Annotated in this window: 16 protein-coding genes; 7 read left to right on the top strand and 9 right to left on the bottom strand. The window is 62.7% G+C overall.

Features of this window, described 5'->3' with window-relative positions; all coding sequences use genetic code 11:
• Positions 1-59: 59 nt before the first annotated feature.
• Positions 60-848, bottom strand: coding sequence for a helix-turn-helix domain-containing protein (locus CAG18_RS11755; RefSeq protein WP_003258248.1), 789 nt, complete (start codon positions 846-848; stop codon positions 60-62).
• A gap of 214 nt (positions 849-1,062) precedes the next feature.
• Between CAG18_RS11755 and CAG18_RS11750 the strand changes: the two genes are divergently transcribed.
• Positions 1,063-1,935, top strand: coding sequence for a DMT family transporter (locus tag CAG18_RS11750; protein WP_085720927.1), 873 nt, complete (start codon positions 1,063-1,065; stop codon positions 1,933-1,935).
• Here the strand turns inward: CAG18_RS11750 and CAG18_RS11745 are convergent.
• Entirely contained in the window at positions 1,932-2,822 is an 891-nt protein-coding gene (locus tag CAG18_RS11745; protein WP_015271979.1) for a triacylglycerol lipase, read from the bottom strand. The genes CAG18_RS11750 and CAG18_RS11745 overlap by 4 nt on opposite strands.
• Before the next feature lie 123 nt (positions 2,823-2,945).
• On the opposite strand from CAG18_RS11745, the gene osmE reads away from it, so the two are divergent.
• Positions 2,946-3,287 carry an osmotically-inducible lipoprotein OsmE gene (gene osmE, locus CAG18_RS11740; protein WP_003258245.1) on the top strand — a complete coding sequence of 114 codons (342 nt, stop codon included), beginning with the start codon at positions 2,946-2,948 and terminating at the stop codon, positions 3,285-3,287.
• 48 nt (positions 3,288-3,335) lie between these two features.
• Complete coding sequence (locus CAG18_RS11735; RefSeq protein ID WP_015271981.1) at positions 3,336-3,866, top strand: bacterioferritin; 531 nt, start codon at positions 3,336-3,338, stop codon at positions 3,864-3,866.
• A 129-nt stretch (positions 3,867-3,995) separates the two neighbouring features.
• On the opposite strand, the gene CAG18_RS11730 is transcribed toward CAG18_RS11735, so the two are convergent.
• Positions 3,996-6,062 carry an AsmA family protein gene (locus CAG18_RS11730; protein ID WP_085704298.1) on the bottom strand — a complete coding sequence of 689 codons (2,067 nt, stop codon included), beginning with the start codon at positions 6,060-6,062 and terminating at the stop codon, positions 3,996-3,998.
• 341 nt (positions 6,063-6,403) lie between these two features.
• Between CAG18_RS11730 and CAG18_RS11725 the strand changes: the two genes are divergently transcribed.
• The 3 genes from CAG18_RS11725 (at position 6,404) to CAG18_RS11715 (ending at position 8,892) form a co-directional block, all read left to right on the top strand.
• The gene (locus CAG18_RS11725; RefSeq protein WP_085720926.1) at positions 6,404-6,946 is read left to right on the top strand and encodes a phage infection protein; all 543 of its coding nucleotides are present in this window, start codon (positions 6,404-6,406) and stop codon (positions 6,944-6,946) included.
• Between the two features lie 122 nt (positions 6,947-7,068).
• On the top strand, positions 7,069-7,701 hold the full coding sequence (gene fabR, locus CAG18_RS11720) for an HTH-type transcriptional repressor FabR (protein ID WP_015271984.1): 633 nt from the start codon (positions 7,069-7,071) through the stop codon (positions 7,699-7,701).
• A 93-nt stretch (positions 7,702-7,794) separates the two neighbouring features.
• Positions 7,795-8,892, top strand: a complete 1,098-nt coding sequence (locus tag CAG18_RS11715; RefSeq protein WP_015271985.1) for an AGE family epimerase/isomerase — start codon at positions 7,795-7,797, stop codon at positions 8,890-8,892.
• 116 nt (positions 8,893-9,008) lie between these two features.
• Here the strand turns inward: CAG18_RS11715 and CAG18_RS11710 are convergent, their stop codons facing one another.
• From CAG18_RS11710 to CAG18_RS11685, 6 genes are all read right to left on the bottom strand, one after another.
• A complete protein-coding gene (locus tag CAG18_RS11710; protein WP_003259040.1) occupies positions 9,009-9,776 on the bottom strand; it encodes an SDR family oxidoreductase in 768 nt (255 codons plus the stop codon).
• Positions 9,777-10,413: 637 nt separating this feature from the next.
• Positions 10,414-11,130 (bottom strand): ABC transporter ATP-binding protein, encoded by a 717-nt coding sequence (locus tag CAG18_RS11705; protein ID WP_015271986.1) that lies wholly within the window; start codon positions 11,128-11,130, stop codon positions 10,414-10,416.
• Entirely contained in the window at positions 11,127-12,002 is an 876-nt protein-coding gene (locus tag CAG18_RS11700; protein ID WP_010955466.1) for an ATP-binding cassette domain-containing protein, read from the bottom strand. Before CAG18_RS11700 ends, CAG18_RS11705 begins: the two co-directional genes overlap by 4 nt.
• Positions 11,999-13,300: a high-affinity branched-chain amino acid ABC transporter permease LivM gene (livM, locus tag CAG18_RS11695; RefSeq protein ID WP_015271987.1), complete on the bottom strand. Its 1,302-nt coding sequence runs from the start codon at positions 13,298-13,300 to the stop codon at positions 11,999-12,001. The genes CAG18_RS11700 and livM overlap by 4 nt, the downstream gene beginning before the upstream one ends.
• 2 nt (positions 13,301-13,302) lie before the next feature.
• A complete protein-coding gene (locus tag CAG18_RS11690; RefSeq protein WP_013974411.1) occupies positions 13,303-14,217 on the bottom strand; it encodes a branched-chain amino acid ABC transporter permease in 915 nt (304 codons plus the stop codon).
• Positions 14,218-14,373: 156 nt separating this feature from the next.
• Entirely contained in the window at positions 14,374-15,510 is a 1,137-nt protein-coding gene (locus CAG18_RS11685; RefSeq protein ID WP_015271988.1) for a branched-chain amino acid ABC transporter substrate-binding protein, read from the bottom strand.
• A 468-nt stretch (positions 15,511-15,978) separates the two neighbouring features.
• Between CAG18_RS11685 and pncB the strand changes: the two genes are divergently transcribed.
• Positions 15,979-17,184, top strand: coding sequence for a nicotinate phosphoribosyltransferase (gene pncB / locus CAG18_RS11680; protein WP_015271989.1), 1,206 nt, complete (start codon positions 15,979-15,981; stop codon positions 17,182-17,184).
• Positions 17,185-17,187: the final 3 nt, after the last annotated feature.

The following is a 17,187-nucleotide window of genomic DNA, read 5'->3' as shown; positions in this document are numbered from 1 at the left end:
GTATCTCCTTGGCTCCGCGCCCGATGCACGGGGGTCGAGCTGAGTGTAGCCAAGAATTCTCAACGCCCTGCCCGTGCCTGGCGACGGTATTGCTCGGGCGTGCACTGGGCCTGGCGCTGGAACATGGCGATGAACGCCGAGGCACTGCTGTAGCCGAGGTCGAAGGCGATGGCCTGGATCGGCTGGCCGGCTTCAAGCGCCTCGATGGCGCGCAAAAAGCGCAGGCGCAGCCGCCATTCACCAAAACTGATGCCCAGCTCGCGCAGGAACTGCCGGGCCAAAGTACGTTCGCTGACATGAATCTGGGCGGCCCATTCGCCCAGCGGGCGGTTGTCGCCCGGCTCGGCACCAAGGGCATCGAGCACCTGGCGCAAGCCCTCGCTGTGGGCAAACGGCAGGTAGCAGGCCTGGGTGGGCGCCAGCAGCAGTTGGTCGAGCAGCACCTGCGCCAGGCGCTGGTCGCGCTCGCCCTCGGCCACCCGCAGGTCGCGCCGGGCGAAGTCGGCGAGGATGGCCTTGAGGATGTCGCTGATCATCAGGCTGCACGGTTGCTGCGGCAGTGCGGCGCACAGGCTGCGGTCCAGGTAGACCGAACGGTAGACGATAGCCTGCGGGTTGTAGCAACCATGTTCGGTGTCGGGCGGTACCCACACGGCGTATTGCGGCGGCGACAGGAAGTGCTGGCCAGCTACTTCCAGGTGCATCACGCCGTGGGCGGTGTAGTTGAGCTGGCCCCAGGCGTGGCGATGCAGGGCGCTGCGGGTGTCGGCACCGAACTCGTCGTGGCGGAAGTACACCGGGGCCGGGAGCCGGGTGAACTGGGGAATATCGAGGTATTTGCGCGGCATGCTGTCTGCTTTGCGGGGTGGGTTGTCTGGATAGGAGTATAGGCTTGTGGACAGACAGTTGATAATGGCTGCCATCGGGGCCTGCTGCGCAGGCCATCGCGACACAAGGCCGCTCCTACAGGGACCCGCGTTGCCTTCCGGGCCTGTGCGATACCTGTATGTCGCGATGGGCTGCAAAGCAGCCCCAATCAGTCCAAAACGAGTAGCCTGCTACATGAACTACCTGTTCCCCCTCACCGCCATCCTGATATGGGCCGGCAACACCGTGGTCACCAAGATGTCCGCCGGCGCCATCCACCCCGCCGAGATCGGCTTCTACCGCTGGCTGCTGGCCGCGCTGTTGTTCACCCCGTTCCTGCTGCCCGCCGTGTGGCGCAATCGCGCGGCCATTCGCCCGCACCTGGGCAGGGTTTTCGTGCTGGGCGTGCTGGGCATGGCGCTGTACCAGAGCCTGGCCTACTTTGCCGCCGGCATCACCAGCGCCACCAACATGGGCATCATCCTTTCGCTGATGCCACTGATGTCACTGGCATTGTCCATCGCCTGGCTGGGCCAGCGCCTGAGCTACGGTGCCCTGCTGGGCGCGCTGGTGTCATTTTTCGGCGTGCTTGAAGTGGTCAGCGCCGGCCACCCCGCCAGCCTGCTGCAACAAGGCCTGAACAGCGGCGACCTGCTGATGCTGGTGGCCACACTGGCCTATGCGCTATACAGCTTCCTGCTGAAGAAATGGCAGCTGCGCCTGCCGCCGATGCAGCTGCTGTACCTGCAGGTGCTGGTAGCCATCGTCGTGTTGCTGCCGCTGTTCCTGCTGTCGGACAAGACTGGCCTGAACAGCCGCAACGTCGGCCTGGTGCTGTACGCCTGCGTGCTGGCCTCGATGATCGCGCCCCTGGTGTGGATGCAGGCCGTGCACCGCCTGGGGCCCAGCCGCACCACGCTGTTCTTCAACCTGCTGCCGCTGGTCACTGCACTGATCGCCGCCGTGGTGCTCGACGAGCAGCTGGCCCGCTATCACCTGGTCGGCGGCCTGCTGACCCTGGCGGGCGTGGTGCTGGCCGAGCGCTGGACCACACCGATCCGTCGCTAGAGCCCTGCCGCCTTGAGCCGGGCGGCATGTTCGGTGAACAGCCGCACCGGTTCGGCACCCTTGCCCACCGCACCAAGCGACTGGTTGACGATATCCAGGTGGTCGAGCGGGTAATCGTCGCCGATCACCTGCCCCAGGTGCGAACTGAAGCGCCCGACCATTCCGTCGCAATAGCCCTTTTCCTTGACAAAGCTGCGCGCGAACAGGCGGCAGAAGTGGCTGCTGCCGTCGAAACGGTTGCGCCGCTGGTCGGTCAGGCCGGGCTGCAAGGTGCCGGACCAGGAGTAATAACGCACGCCATCGACCTCATAGGCCCCCTCCCCGCCCCAGGTGTCTGGCAACCCCTGTGGATAAGCCTGGTTGAACAGCGCCACACCTGCACTGGTCAGTGACTGGTGCGAGGCATGTACATCCACCGGCAACGGGTCACGGCGCCAGCCGGTTTCCAGCCACACCAGCAGCACGGCCAAGCCATGCAGCACGGCCTTCAGGATGCGCCCCTGCGGGGAATCGCCCGGTGCCGTGCGTTCCAGGTAGTCGGCCAGTTCCGAGCCATGGTTGGGCCCCGCCACCGAAGTGACCGAAGCCACCCGCCCAGGCCGCCTGGCAGCCGCGTAGCGCGCGCTCAGGGCGCCCTGGCTGTGGCCGATGAGGTTGACCTTTTCCGCTCCGGTACGCAGGCAGATGTCTTCGATGATCGCCAGCAACTGCTCGCCGCGCACCTCGCTGGAATGCAGTGGCGAAACCTGCACCGGGAACACCTGCGCCCCGCCCTGGCGCAGGGCCGGCACGATGCCGAACCAGTAGGGGTAGAGCACTACCCGGACAAAACCGAGCATGCCCGGCACCAGCACCAACGGGTATCGCGTGGCCAATTCCTGCTGCATTGCCCCAGCCCCTTTCCGTGGACGACCGGCCAACACTACAGCGGCCTTGATGACCATCGCAATCGAACTCCCGGCGCGCGCTGCGGTTCCAAACCACACAGACCCTTTGCAAGGAGCGGGACCATGTACAAGCAGACCCTGGCAATCCTTCTGGCAAGCGCCACCCTCGTCGCCTGCGGCAGCCGCCCGGAAAACCCGGTGGACTACGTCACCTACCGCGACGAACCGCTGGTCAAGCAGGTGGAAAAAGGCATGACCATGCAGAAAGTCATCGCCATCGGCGGCAGTCCGTCCAACGTCATCGACCTCCCCCATGGCGGCACCTGCAACGACTACATCCTCAACCACGATGGCCACCAGCAGCCCTACTACGTGCGCTTCGACGCCACCGGCCATGTCGACGCCAAGGGCTTCAAGACTTGCAAACAACGCGAAGAAGACAGCGACGCCGTCCACGGCGCCTAAGCCTTCCAGGCCATATCCATGACCACCCTGATGTTCCAGGAGATGAACATGAATGCGAATGAACTGACCGATGTACAAACCCTGCGCGAACGTGCCCGTCAGCATGTCGAGCAAGGTGCGGTGACCGAGGGTTACGATGCTGATCGCCAACAGATCCTGCGCCTGCTCAATGATTCACTGGCGACCGAACTGGTCTGCGTGCTGCGCTACAAGCGTCACTACTTCATGGCCAGCGGCATCAAGGCCAGCGTGGCTGCCGATGAATTCCTCGAGCATGCCAATCAGGAAGCCGAGCACGCCGACAAGCTTGCCGAACGGATCGTGCAGTTAGGTGGAGAGCCGGATTTCAACCCGGACAACCTGAGCAAGAGGTCCCATGCCCAATATGTGGCGGGCACTTCATTGAAAGAGATGGTGCTGGAAGACCTGGTGGCGGAGCGGATCGCCATCGATAGCTATCGCGAGATCATTCGGTACATTGGGGATAAAGATCCGACTACGCGGCGGATTTTTGAAGACATCCTCGCGCAGGAAGAAGAGCACGCGGACGATATGTCCGACCTGTTGCAAGGCTTGTAATTGCTGGGGGCGCTTTGCGCCCCATCGCGACACAAGGCCGCTCCTACAGAGGGATCGCGTCTCGGCAGATTTGCGCGATTCCCTGTAGGAGCGGCCTTGTGTCGCGATGGGCCGCGAAGCGGCCCCCTGCTATTTCCGCTCTTTCACCACCGCCGGCGCCTTGCCCGCCTTCATCTGCTGCAACAGCGGCGTGCACTGGTTGGGATCATCCCCGCTGCTAGGCGCAATCAGCGCCAGCAACCCCGCCGCCGGCCCGGCAACCACGCCCAACGCCACCATTCCCGCTCCGCGCAATGCCAGCGGCACCGCCTGCACCCCGGCACTGGGCTTGGCGAACGGCCCGCGCACATACAGCGGCGAACGCAGCGAGAACAGCCGCAACCCTTTCGATTCGGGGGTAATTTTCAGGTCCAGCTGCTCCGTGGCGAAATTGGCCGTGCCGTTGATGTAGATGATCGCGTTCTCGGTATCGAAGATGAACAGGCGCGTGGTCGCCAGGCCATCCTTGATACCCACGTCAGCCGCCGCGCAGTTGATCTTCACATCCTCATCGCCAAACAGCTTGCCGACCACATAGTTGCCCACGTTCAACCCGGCAATCTCCATCAGGCTGCGGCTGATGGCACCATCGTTGATCAGCATGCGCAGGTCGCCATTGGCCGTGCCCAGCAAGGCGGCCACCGAGTTGCCCCGGCCAGTGATATCGGCATCGCCGTTCAACTCACCGAAGCTGGTCTGCATCGGCGCAAAGGAGGGGAACAACTGCTTGAGCTTGAAGCCACGCGCCGTCAGCCGGGCACGCCCCTGCAACGGTACGTTGCGCCCATCCAGGCGAATCCTGGAAGCCAGGTTGCCGCCAGCCACGCCAAAACGCAGGGGCTCCAGGCGCAGCAGGCCGTCCTCCAGTATCACGTGGGCCGACAGGTCGTTGAACGGCAGTTGCGCGCTGTGCACGATGCGCTTGCCGGCGAAGGTGACGTCGGCGTCCATCGTGCGCCAGCGCTCGGTGCGGAACTCTTCCACCGGCAGCACCTTGCCCGCCGGCTGTTTGCTGGCACCCCCACGGGCCTTCTGCTCGGCGTTGGAGTCGGCGCCGATCAGCGGCGCCAGGTCCTTGAACAGCAACTGGTTGGACACCAGGTTGCCGGACAGCTTGGGCCGTGGCTGGCTGGCAACGAAGGCCAGGTCGCCGTGGATATCGCTGTCACCGATCTTGCCGTTGAAGCCCTGGTAGTTGAAGGTCGCCCCTTGCGCCGCGTGCAGGTTGGCGCTGAGGTGGCCGTCGGTGGAGTAGGCCGGGGTGTCGGGCAAGGTTACGCCGGTCAGCGGGTAGAGGTTGCCCAGGCTGGCCCCGGACAGGCGCAGGCGCAGGTCGAGGGCACCTAGGTTGCGCGGGTCGGTCAGGGTGCCGGCGAGCACCACATGGGTGTCGGCGATGCGCACGTCAGCCTGCAGCGGGAACGGCTGGCTGGCGTCCTGCAGGGCCAGCAGGCCGCCGATCTTGCCGGTACCGGAGACCGGCTGGCCTTTGTAACGGCCCTGGGCCTTGAGCCCGAAGGCGTAGTCCTGCGCGGCACCGGCCTTCTCGGCGCTGGCCTTGCCGACGATGTCGCTGAACGGGACAGGCTTGCCCAGCGGGTCGATCTGCACCTTCATGCTGGTTTTCAGGGTTTGGTCATCGAAGCTGACATTGCCCTGGTCGAAGCCGATGGCGCCAATGTCCAGCTGCCATTTGGAAGGCTCTGCGTTTTCATCCTTGGGGCCGAAGTCGAAGGCCCAGTTGGCGCGGCCATCGGCCAGGCGGGTGAGGCTGGCTGTGGGCTTGGTCAGGTCGATGCGCGGGATGCTGATCTGCTGGAACAGCAGCGGCAGCGGCGCCAGGCGGAACGCCACGCGCTCCAGGCCGACCATCTTCGGTTCCTTGAGCCACTCGGGGTTGCCCAGGGTCAGGTCTTCGGCAATGAAGTGCGGCCAGGGCACCCAGGCACGCCAGCCCCCCTCTTCTGGTTCGGTGCGCCAGTCCACGGCAAGGTTGCCATTGATCGCGAAGGGCCGCTGCAGGGCCTCGGAGACTTTCTCGTTGAGCAGGGGCTTGACGCGGTTCCAGTCGAAGGTGGCAATCACCACCACCAGGATCGCCAGCAGGGTCAGCAGGCTGGTGAAGGTCCAGACGAGGATTCTGGCGGGACGCGTCATTGCGTGATTCTCCTTGCGGTATGGCACAGAACAGGTGCAGCGGTGGCACTCAATATCTCGGACTGATGAAAACCCGTGGGGTTTTATCGATGGCGCCATGATAGCGAAGTTTTTCCTGGCCTTTTGCTCAGCAAATCGTCGCGCCAGACCGTGCGTGTTACCTGCAAAAAGCACCATCAAATTGCCATCTAACGGCCTGTAAAGTGCTTTCTAGAGCAGTTTCAAATCTCTATCAATACGGTCGATTGTTACCATTACCCGTATGAACTTCTCTCTGGCGTTACGCGGCGTAGCATTGGCTCCGTACCCACTTTCCAGCCCCCGAGAGGAGCACCGAAATCATGAAACGCCATCTGCTGACCCTGACCCTGTCCATCCTGGCTGCCAACGCTTTTGCCCTGCCAGCCGACGAGCAACACCTGACCGCCGAATCGCGCTCCAGCGCTGCTGAAATCGCCCAGCCGCTGAAGACCGTTGCTGAAGGTGGTGCTGATCGCCTGATCGAACGTAGTGCCCGCGTTGCCGAAGGTGGCTCCGACCGCCTGATCGAACGTAGTGGCCGCGTTGCCGAAGGTGGCTCCGATCGCCTGATCGAACGTAGTGGCCGCGTTGCCGAAGGTGGCTCCGATCGCCTGATCGAACGTACTGGCCGCGTTGCCGAGGGTGGCTCCGATCGCCTGATCGAACGTACTGGCCGCGTTGCCGAGGGTGGCTCCGATCGCCTGATCGAACGTACTGGCCGCGTTGCCGAGGGTGGTTCCGATCGCCTGATCGAACGTACTGGCCGCGTTGCCGAGGGTGGTTCCGATCGCCTGATCGAACGTACTGGCCGTGTTGCCGAGGGTGGTTCCGATCGCCTGGTTGAAATCAGCCGTGTGAGCTGATCGCCATGACCGAAAAGAACAATCTATGTCACAACGCCAGCTCCCCTCCAGGCCCGGTCCATTGACCGGGCTTTGTTTTTTTCACTAGAGTGCCCTGCCTTACCGCCATAGAAACCCGCACCATGCTGCCGCGCGCCGAACAGAAGCTACAGACCCGCCAGGCCCTACTCGATGCTGCCTGCCAGCTCATGGAGAGTGGCCGTGGTTTCGGCAGTATCAGCCTGCGCGAAGTGGCAAAGACGGCCGGCATCGTACCCACCGGCTTCTACCGGCATTTTTCCGACATGGACGCCCTGGGCCTGGCCCTGGTTGCCGAGGTCGACACTACCTTCCGCCAGACCATCCGCCTGGTGCGCCAGAACGAATTCGAACTGGGCGGCATCACCGACGCCTCGGTGCGCATCTTTCTCGATGTGGTCGCCGCCCACCGTGCGCAGTTCCTGTTCCTCGCCCGTGAGCAGTACGGCGGTTCACAGGCCGTACGCCAGGCCATTGCCCGCTTGCGCCAGGACATCAGCGACGACCTGGCCACCGACCTGGCGCGGATGAAGCGCTGGCAGCACCTGGACAGCGCCGCGCTGGCGGTGATGGCCGACCTGGTGGTGAAAACCGTGTTCGCCACCCTGCCAGAGCTTATCGACAGCCCCGAAGCGGGTTATCCACAGGCGTTGACGCCCCAGGAAAAGATCACCCAGCAGTTGCGCTTCATCTTCGTAGGGGCGCGGCATTGGCAGGGGCTTGGCAACCCGGGCTGATCGGTAGCCTGTGCCCGCGAAGAGGCTGGCACAGGCTACCCACAACCCAGTTCTGCTACCATGGCGCCCTGCCCGACAGCGACGAGCGCCGAAATGTCCGACCCCCGCCCCACCCTGCCCGAACTGGCCCGCTTCAACCAGCACTTCGCCGAACGCATCGTGCCGTTGTGGCAAGGCCCGGGCTGGAACGCCGACATGGCCCTGCCTTACGAGGCACTGGATGCCCAGCACCAGCCATTGCCGGTGCAGCGCTACCGGGCCATGGCCTGCGCAAGGCAGCTTTACCTGTTCAGCAGCCGCATCGGGCAACCGGGTGCAGCCGAGCGTGCGGCCGCCTTGTTCCGCTCGCTGCAGAAGCACTTCCACGACGCCGAACACGGCGGCTGGTTCTATAGCATCGACGCCCAGGGCAAACCGCTGGACCGACGCAAGGACCTTTACACCCACGCGTTCATCGTCTTCGCCTGTGCGCACTACTGGGGCAAGGTGCGTGAAAACCTCGTGGAGTCCACGCTGAACGCCGCGCTGGACATCATCGACCAGCAGTTCGCCCGCGACGACGGCCTGTACGAAGCCAGCCTCGCTGAAGACTGGGCAGACCTTGGCAGCGGCCCGCTGCAAAACCCGCAGATGCACCTGGCCGAAGCCTTCCTGCAGGTGCTGGCGGTGCGTGACGACAAGCATGCCCAGCAGTCGTTGCTGCACCTGTGCGACGCGCTGCAGGAACACTTCATCGACCCCGCCCACGGCCTGATGCTGGAAAAGCCACGCGGCACTGTGGATAACTGGTTCGAGCCGGGGCACCAGTTCGAGTGGTTCTACCTCCTGCATACCTCGCCACTGCTGCGAGATACGCCGCTGCATGCGTCCATCGACCGGGCTTTCGGCTACGCCGAGCAATACGGGGTGAAGGATGCCGCTGTGCTGGCGATGCTGGATGTGGATGGCCGGGTGCTCGACGCCACCCAGCGGATCTGGGCACAGGCGGAATACCTGCGGGCGCTGGTGTTGCGGACAGGGGGCGAGAGCAAGCTTGCCGGGCAGTTGCAGGCTCTGGAAACGCGGTTCCTGCGTGAGGCGGGCTGGTATGAGTGCCGGGATGGGCAAGGCAGTGTCAGCCGGCATGATATGCCTTCGACTACTCCCTACCACTTGGCGACTTGCCTGGAAGGGTTGCAGCGCCTGGGCTGACGCTTTCGCAGCACAAGGCTGCTCCTACAGGGAAAGCGGCGCACCTGAAACCAGTGCCAATCCTGTAGGAGCAGCCTTGTGCTGCGAATGGGCCGCAAAGCGGCCCCGCCTTTTGATCAGGCCTTGGCCGACCGGTCGATCGAGAACCCTGCCCAGTCCTGGCTCACCGGCATCAGCTCGAGGCTGTTGATATTGATATGCGCCGGCTGGTTGAGGATCCAGAAGATGGTCTCGGCAATGTCCTGCGGCTGGATCGGCTCGGCACCGGCGTAGGTGGCGTCGTATTTGGCCTGGTCACCGCCAAAGCGCACCAGCGAGAACTCGCTCTCGCACAGGCCCGGCTCGATATTGCTCACGCGCACGCCCGTACCCCGCAGGTCGCAGCGCAGGCTCAACGAGAACTGGCCGACGAAGGCCTTGGTGCCGCCATACACGTTGCTGCCTGGGTACGGGTAGTTGCCCGCCACTGAACCTACGTTGAGGATCGACGCCCCACGGCCATGGGCGATCAGCCGTGGCAGCAGCAAGCGGGTGGTGTACATCAGGCCCTTGATGTTGGTGTCGACCATGGTTTCCCAGTCGTCCAGGCTGCAGTTCTGCGCCGCGTCCACCCCTAGCGCCAAGCCTGCGTTGTTGACCAGGCCGCGCAACTTGTCGAAGCCAGCCGGCAAGTTGGCGATGGCCTGCTCCATGGCTTTGCGGTCACGCACGTCGAGTACCAGGCCGTGTACTTCGGTCTTGGCCGACAATTCGGCGCACAGGGCGTCCAGGCGCTCCTTGCGGCGGCCAGTGAGCACCAGCTTCCAACCAGCTTCGGCAAAACGGCGGGCAGTGGCCTCACCAAAACCGGAAGTCGCGCCAGTGATGAATACGGTGGACGTCATGCTCTGTTCCTCACGGTGGATTGTCATCGGCAGGCTTGCAGCATGCCCGCGCCGGGCGCTTGCAGCAACCCGCCCAGGGCACTGTTCATTTTTTGATCATATGCGGCAAACCCTTGCAGCAGAGGGGTCGGCACCAGCTATGCGCATGTTATCCACAAGGCTTTCCCCACGGATTGGGGGCAACTTGTCCACGGTGCGGAACCCTTTCAGCGACTTGTGGTCGATGGATATCTTTTCGGTGATGGCGCAAGGCTTTCAAGCATGCCGTCTGCAGCGGTCTGTCCAAGGTTTTTTCACAGGGTTATCCACAGGTTTTGCGCGAGCCTTGGAATGAATGCAGGGCTTTGAAAAACCTGGGAAAATCATCCACAAGGCGCCTGTGATCAAAAAATGATCATGAAGCTGCAGGGCTTGGTATCAAAGGGCTTGAGTGAGATGCCACCATGTTTTCCACAGGCGGTTCCACATTATCCGTGGAAAAAAATGGTCCTGTGGAAACAAGGGTTTGTAGAGGGGTTGTGGAGTAATTGGGGAGAGGTGTTCAAAAGGTTGTCCACATTGGCTTCGGGGGCCGCTTTGCGGCCCATCGCGACGCAAGGCCGCTCCCACAGGCCGCAAAGCGGCCCCCGAATGCAACTCAATGCCCGCCGAGATAGGCGTTGCGCACTTCCTCGTTGACCAACAGCTCCTGCCCCGTGCCGCTCATGCGAATCTGCCCGTTGACCATCACATAAGCCCGGTCCGACAGTTTCAGCGCATGGTTGGCGTTCTGCTCCACCAGGAAGATGGTCATCCCGGTCTTGGCCAATTCACGCAAGGTCGAGAAGATCTGCTTGACCACGATCGGCGCCAGCCCCAGCGATGGCTCATCCAGCAGCAACAACTTTGGCCGGCTCATCAGCGCGCGGGCAATGGCCAGCATCTGCTGCTCGCCACCGGACATCGTCATGGCCCTCTGGTTACGCCGCTCTTTCAGGCGCGGGAACAGCTCGTACATGCGCTGCATGTCTTCGTCGGCATGCTTGTCACCGATGGGGATGGTACCCATCATCAGGTTCTCCTCGACGGTCATGTCGGGGAACACCCGGCGCCCTTCCGGCGACTGGGCGATGCCGTTGGAAGCGATGTAGTGCGACGACTTGCGAGTAATGTCGGTGCCGCGGTACACGATATGCCCCGACGCCGCCCGCGGCTGGCCGAAGATCGACATCAGCAGGGTCGACTTGCCAGCGCCGTTGGCGCCGATCAGGCTGACCGTCTCACCTTCATTGATGTGCATCGAGACTTTCTTCAGCGCCTGGATAGGGCCGTAGAACACGTCCAGGTCCTTCAATTCCAGAATGGGTGCACTCATACCAGTTCCTCTTCATCTGCACCCAGGTAGGCGGCGATCACCGTCGGGTTGTGGCGGATATCCTGCGGCGCGCCTTCGGCAATCACGTTGCCGTGGTCGAGCACCACGATATGATCGGAAATGCTCATGACCATGCCCATGTCGTGTTCGATCAGCACCACGGTAATGTCGTGCTCGTCGCGCAGCACGCGGATCATGCGGCTGAGGGCCTCGGTTTCCTGTGGGTTCAGGCCAGCCGCCGGTTCGTCCAGGCAGATGATCTTCGGCCGCGTGCACATGGCCCGGGCGATTTCCAGGCGGCGCTGCTGGCCGTACGACAACTCGCCAGCCAGGCGGTTGGCGCAATCGACCAGGTCGACCACTTCCAGCCAGTAGAACGCGTGGTCCAGCGCGTCGCTCTCGGCCTTGCGGTAGGCCTTGGTGTTGAGTACCCCGGCCAGCAGATTGCGGTTGACCCACATGTGCTGCGCCACCAGCAGGTTCTCCACCACCGACATTTCCTTGAACAGGCGAATGTTCTGGAAGGTGCGTGCCAGGCCGGCGCGGTTGACCAGGTGGGTACCGCCGAACATCTTGTAGTACATGCGGTTGGCGAAGCGCGCCGGGGAGACGAAGTCTGCCGCCTGGAAGCGCTCGCCGAGCAGCTGGATGACGTTGGTGTGGCTACCGCGCACGTTCAGCTCGATGCGCCCGCCACTGGCCTTGTAGAACCCGGTCAGGCAGTTGAACACGGTGGTCTTGCCCGCACCGTTGGGGCCGATCAGGGCGAAGATCTGGTTGCGCCGGACCTTCAGGCTGACATCGCTGAGCGCCTTGATGCCGCCAAACTGCATCATCAGGTTGTCGACCGAGAGAATGATATCGTCGCTCATGGCGCCACTCCTTTACGCGGGGTCACACCGGTACGGCTGATGCGGATCAGCCCACGCGGTCGCCAGATCATCATCAGCACCATCAACACACCGAACAGCAGCACGCGGTATTCGGAGAAGCTGCGCAGCAGCTCGGGTGCCACGGTCAGCACGAAGGCGGCGATCACCACGCCTACGGTCGAGCCCATACCACCGAGCACGACGATGGCGAGGATCAGCGCCGACTCGAAGAAGGTGAACGACGACGGGTTGACGAAGCCCTGGTAGGTGGCAAAGAACACCCCGGCCAAGCCGGCGGTGGAGGCACCCAGGGTAAACGCCGAGAGCTTGACCAGTACGTGGTTCAGGCCCATCGAGCGGCAGGCGATCTCGTCTTCGCGTAGCGCTTCCCAGGCACGGCCGACCGGCATGCGGGTCAGGCGATGCTTGATGTAGAGCACTGCAAGCACGACGATGAACAGCACCGCGTAGATGAACACGAACTTGAGGTTGGCGTTGTAATCGAAGCCGAAGAACTCGTGGATCGGTACCCCACCGTCCTTGGCCCTACGGCCGAACTCCAGGCCGAAGAAGGTCGGCGCCGGTGCCGGCATGCCGTTGGGGCCGCCGGTGAACGACAACCAGTTGTTCAGCACCAGGCGGATGATCTCGCCGAAGCCCAGGGTCACGATCGCCAGGTAGTCGCCGTGCATCCGCAACACCGGGAAACCGAGTATGCACCCCGCCAGCGCCGCAGCTATGGCCGCCAGTGGCAGCACGCTCCAGAAGCCCAGGCCAAGGTACTGATAACCCAGCGCCAGGCCATATGCGCCGATGGCATAAAACGCCACATAGCCCAGGTCGAGCAGGCCGGCCAGGCCGACCACGATGTTCAGCCCCAGGCCCAGCAGCACGTAGATCAGGCCGAGGATGACGACGGTCAGCAGGTACTTGTTGGCGAAGATCGGGAAGACAATGGCGATCACCACCAGCGCCGGGATGATATAGCGCAGCCGCGATACGTAGTTCGGTGCGCGCACATGCACACCCGAGCCACCGCTTTCGAAGCCCTGGAGCATGCGCGAGCCGGCGGCCGTCTGCAGGTACAGGCTGAGCAGGAAGCGCCCCAGCATCACCCCGCCAACCAGCCAGGCCACACGCCGCGGCTCGGCGTTGAAGGTGTAGCCGTCGAGCACCACGCCAACGACAGGGCCGAACACGATGAGTGCCAGCAGGCCGGCGACGATGGTCTCCAGCAGGCTGCGTTTGATATCGAAACTTTTGGTTTCAGGAACAGAGGCAGTTTTGGCAATGGACATGTTCACACCTTAGCCACGAGCGGGCGACCCAGCAGGCCTTGTGGGCGGAAGATAAGGATCATCACCAGCAGCGAGAAGCTGAACACGTCCTTGTAGTCGGAGTTGATCAGGCCAGAGAACAGCGACTCGGAAATGCCCAGGATGATCCCGCCGAGCATGGCGCCAGGCAGCGAGCCGATACCGCCGAGCACCGCGGCGGTAAACGCCTTGATGCCGATGATGAAGCCGGCGTAGAAGTCGAAGGTGCCGTAGTTCATGGTGATCAGCACGCCGGCCAGGGCAGCCATAACCGCACCGATGACGAACACGTAGGAAATCACCCGGTCGGTGTTGATGCCCAGGATCGAGGCCATCTTGCGGTCTTGCTGGGTGGCACGGCACATGCGGCCGAGCTTGGTGTACTTGATCACATAGGTGAGCAGGCCCATGCCAACGAAGGCTGCCACCAGGATGAAGATCTTGGTGTAGGTAAGTTGCACGAAGCCGGTGCCCACTTCGACACGCCAGGCGCCTTCCAGCAGGGTTGGCACGCCTTGCTGGCGGGCGCCCTGGCTGATCTGCGCGTAGTTCTGCAGGATCAGCGAGATGCCGATGGCACTGATCAGAGGTGCCAGGCGGGTGGAGTTGCGCAGGGGTTTGTAGGCGATGCGTTCGATGGTGAAGCCGTACACGCCGGTGACGACGATGGTGAACAACAGGGTGCCCAGCATCAACAGGGGGAACGACTCGATACCGAAATAAGCCAGCAATGCCAGGCTGATCGCCGCGAGGTACGCGGAAATCATGTACACCTCGCCGTGCGCGAAGTTGATCATGCCGATGATGCCATAGACCATTGTGTAGCCGATGGCGATCAGGCCATAGACCGACCCGAGGGTCAGGCCGTTGACCAGTTGCTGCAGGAAAATACCATCCATAACGCAATCTCACCTGATTGAGATTGCACGAGCGCCGACCACGGCGGGCCTGGAACAGGCGGCCCTCGCAGCGCAGTACTGTGCAGATCTACGGATAAAGACAGGTACCGCGGGGCTTTGGCCCGGGTGCTGACGCGCCCGGGCCGTGGGCCGTTGTTATTTTTGTTTTTCCAGCTGGTGGTACTTGCCTTGGGCATCCCACTGGTAGACCACGTAGTCGGACACGGTCAGGTCACCCTTCGAGTCCCACTTTTTCTCGCCCATGACGGTCTGCACCGGGTTGGCCTTGAGCCACTTGGCAGCGTCCTCGCCCTTGTTCGACTTGGCGCCGTTGAACGCGGCAGCCAGGGCCTGCAGCGAGGCATAGGCGTACAGGGTGTAGCCTTCAGGTTCGGTACCGGCCTTGCGGAACTCCTCCACTACCGCCTTGCTGTCCGGGAGCAGGCGCGGGTCGGCGCCGAAGGTCATGTACACGCCATCGACGTATTGCGCGCCGCCAGCGGTGGACACCAGTTCGTCGGTGACGATGCCGTCATCGGACATGAACTTGACGTCCTTCAGGCCCTGCTCGCGCAACTGGCGTACCAGCGGGCCGGCTTCCGGGTGCAGGCCGCCGAAGTAGACAACGTCGGCACCGGTGGAACGGATCTTGGTGACCACGGCACTGAAGTCCTTCTCGCCGCGGGTCAGGCCTTCGTACAGCACCGGCTTGACGCCGCGTTTTTCCAGCTGTGCCTTGGTCGCGTCGGCCAGGCCTTGGCCGTAGGTGTCCTTGTCATGCAACACCGCGACTTTCTTGCCCTTGAGCACGTCGACGATGTAATCGCCGGCGACGATGCCCTGCTGGTCGTCACGGCCGCACATGCGGAACATGGCGCCCAGGCCGCGCTCGGTAACCTGTGGGTTGGTGGAGCCCGGGGTGATGGCGATGACGCCAGCCTCGTCATACACCTCGGAGGCCGGAATGGTGTTGGAAGAACAGAAGTGGCCTACTACGCCGATCACCTTGTCCTGGTCGACCAGGCGGTTGGCCACGGCCACGGCCTGTTTCGGCTCGCAGGCATCATCGCCCTTGACCAGCACGATTTTCTCGCCATTCACGCCACCGGCGGCGTTGATCTTGTCGGCCGCTGCCTGCGCACCTTTCATGTACTGCTCGCCAAACGCTGCGTTAGCCCCGGTCATCGGGCCCGCTACACCGATCTTGACGTCGGCCTGAACATACGAAGAAACACCCAGTGCCGTAGCTACGGCCAGAGCCAGGAAACCTTTCTTGTAAAACGTCTGCGACATGAGGTGGTGCTCCTAGAGTTTTTTTGGTTGGCACTACAACTTCTCAGCCCTGTGCTCAGAGCAAGGGCCGTGCCATAGGTTTTGTCTTCCGGCAAAACACACTGCGCAGGTTGCCTGCAGGCGACCGACGGCCTTTTCTTTATTGAGCGTGCAACCGTCTGCCACGCGGCAGGCGCCACCAGACGTACAGACAAGGAGCAACCGCCGAGTGCCATCATTGCAACCCTGGCAAGTGTTTACGTGCAACCGCCCTGTAACAGCGGACGTCACCGAACTGCACACAGCTGGTGCGCAACTGCTACAGGCGGCACCGTTTCAAGGCTAGCTGGTGCACGAAAAAAACACGCGGTTTTGGCAGATACGCGGCCCTGTGGGAGCGGGTTCACCCGCGAAGAGGCCAGCCCAGACACAACAAGGCCAAAAAGGCTGGCACAATGTCCGCCATTCGCCGCTTCCGGAGCCCCACTGATGAGCGAGAGCGCATTCGCCGAGCGCATCGTGCACAACCTGCTCGACACCGATTTCTACAAACTCACCATGATGCAGGGCGTACTGCACAACTACCCGGATGCCGACGTTGAATGGGAATTCCGCTGTCGCAACGGCGAGGACCTGCGCCCATACCTCGGCGAGATCCGCAACCAGCTAGAACTGCTCAGCGACCTCACCCTGGATGACGGCCAGCTGGCCTTTCTCGAACGCATCAGCTTTCTCAAACCAGATTTCCTGCGCTTTCTGCGCCTGTTCCGCTTCAACCTGCGCTACGTACGCCTGGGGATAGAAAACGACCAGCTGTTCCTGCGCCTGAAAGGTCCGTGGCTGCATGTGATCCTGTTCGAAGTGCCGCTGCTGGCGATTATCAGCGAAGTGCGCAACCGCCATCTGCACCCGCGCATGCGCCTGGCCGAGGCCCGCGACCAGCTATACCGCAAGTTCGACTGGCTGCGCGCGCATGCCAACGAAGATGAACTGGCCGAACTGCAGGTGGCCGACTTCGGCACCCGCCGACGCTTTTCCAGCCGCGTGCAGGAAGAGGTGGTGCGCGTGCTGCGCGACGATTTCCCGGGCCGCTTCGTCGGTACCAGCAACGTCGACCTGGCATGGAAACTGGATATCAAGCCGCTGGGTACCATGGCTCATGAATGGATCATGGCCCACCAGCAACTCGGCCCGCGACTGATCGACAGCCAGATCGCCGCGCTGGACTGCTGGGTGCGCGAGTACCGCGGCCTGCTCGGTATCGCCCTGACCGACTGCATCACCATGGATGCCTTCCTTGGCGATTTCGACCTGTACTTCGCCAAGCTGTTCGACGGCCTGCGCCACGACTCGGGCGAACCGGTGGCATGGGCGGAAAAAGCCATTGCCCATTACCAGAAACTGGGTATCGACCCGATGACCAAGACCCTGGTGTTTTCCGACGGTCTCAACCTGACCCGCTCGCTGGAAATCTTCCGAGCCCTGCGCGGTCGCATCAACGTCAGCTTTGGCATCGGCACCAACCTGACTTGCGACATCCCGGGTGTGGCCCCGATGAGCATCGTGCTTAAAATGACCGACTGCAACGGCGCGCCGGTAGCCAAGATCTCGGACGAAGCCGCCAAGACCCAATGCCGCGACGAGAACTTCGTCGCCTACATGCGCCATGTATTCAAAGTCCCCAGCAAGGAGTAACCC

It is taken from the genome of Pseudomonas sp. B22(2017) (assembly GCF_002113105.1).
GTDB lineage: Bacteria > Pseudomonadota > Gammaproteobacteria > Pseudomonadales > Pseudomonadaceae > Aquipseudomonas > Aquipseudomonas asiatica.
Note: the sequence above shows the minus strand (reverse complement) of the source record. Positions and strands in the feature narration are given on the sequence as shown.

Coding starts and splice junctions, on each gene's coding strand:
- CAG18_RS11755 (WP_003258248.1), bottom strand. CDS start 848: ATGCCGCGCAAATACCTCGATATTCCCCAGTTCACCCGGCTCCCGGCC.
- CAG18_RS11750 (WP_085720927.1), top strand. CDS start 1,063: ATGAACTACCTGTTCCCCCTCACCGCCATCCTGATATGGGCCGGCAAC.
- CAG18_RS11745 (WP_015271979.1), bottom strand. CDS start 2,822: ATGCAGCAGGAATTGGCCACGCGATACCCGTTGGTGCTGGTGCCGGGC.
- osmE (WP_003258245.1), top strand. CDS start 2,946: ATGTACAAGCAGACCCTGGCAATCCTTCTGGCAAGCGCCACCCTCGTC.
- CAG18_RS11735 (WP_015271981.1), top strand. CDS start 3,336: ATGAATGCGAATGAACTGACCGATGTACAAACCCTGCGCGAACGTGCC.
- CAG18_RS11730 (WP_085704298.1), bottom strand. CDS start 6,062: ATGACGCGTCCCGCCAGAATCCTCGTCTGGACCTTCACCAGCCTGCTG.
- CAG18_RS11725 (WP_085720926.1), top strand. CDS start 6,404: ATGAAACGCCATCTGCTGACCCTGACCCTGTCCATCCTGGCTGCCAAC.
- fabR (WP_015271984.1), top strand. CDS start 7,069: ATGCTGCCGCGCGCCGAACAGAAGCTACAGACCCGCCAGGCCCTACTC.
- CAG18_RS11715 (WP_015271985.1), top strand. CDS start 7,795: ATGTCCGACCCCCGCCCCACCCTGCCCGAACTGGCCCGCTTCAACCAG.
- CAG18_RS11710 (WP_003259040.1), bottom strand. CDS start 9,776: ATGACGTCCACCGTATTCATCACTGGCGCGACTTCCGGTTTTGGTGAG.
- CAG18_RS11705 (WP_015271986.1), bottom strand. CDS start 11,130: ATGAGTGCACCCATTCTGGAATTGAAGGACCTGGACGTGTTCTACGGC.
- CAG18_RS11700 (WP_010955466.1), bottom strand. CDS start 12,002: ATGAGCGACGATATCATTCTCTCGGTCGACAACCTGATGATGCAGTTT.
- livM (WP_015271987.1), bottom strand. CDS start 13,300: ATGTCCATTGCCAAAACTGCCTCTGTTCCTGAAACCAAAAGTTTCGAT.
- CAG18_RS11690 (WP_013974411.1), bottom strand. CDS start 14,217: ATGGATGGTATTTTCCTGCAGCAACTGGTCAACGGCCTGACCCTCGGG.
- CAG18_RS11685 (WP_015271988.1), bottom strand. CDS start 15,510: ATGTCGCAGACGTTTTACAAGAAAGGTTTCCTGGCTCTGGCCGTAGCT.
- pncB (WP_015271989.1), top strand. CDS start 15,979: ATGAGCGAGAGCGCATTCGCCGAGCGCATCGTGCACAACCTGCTCGAC.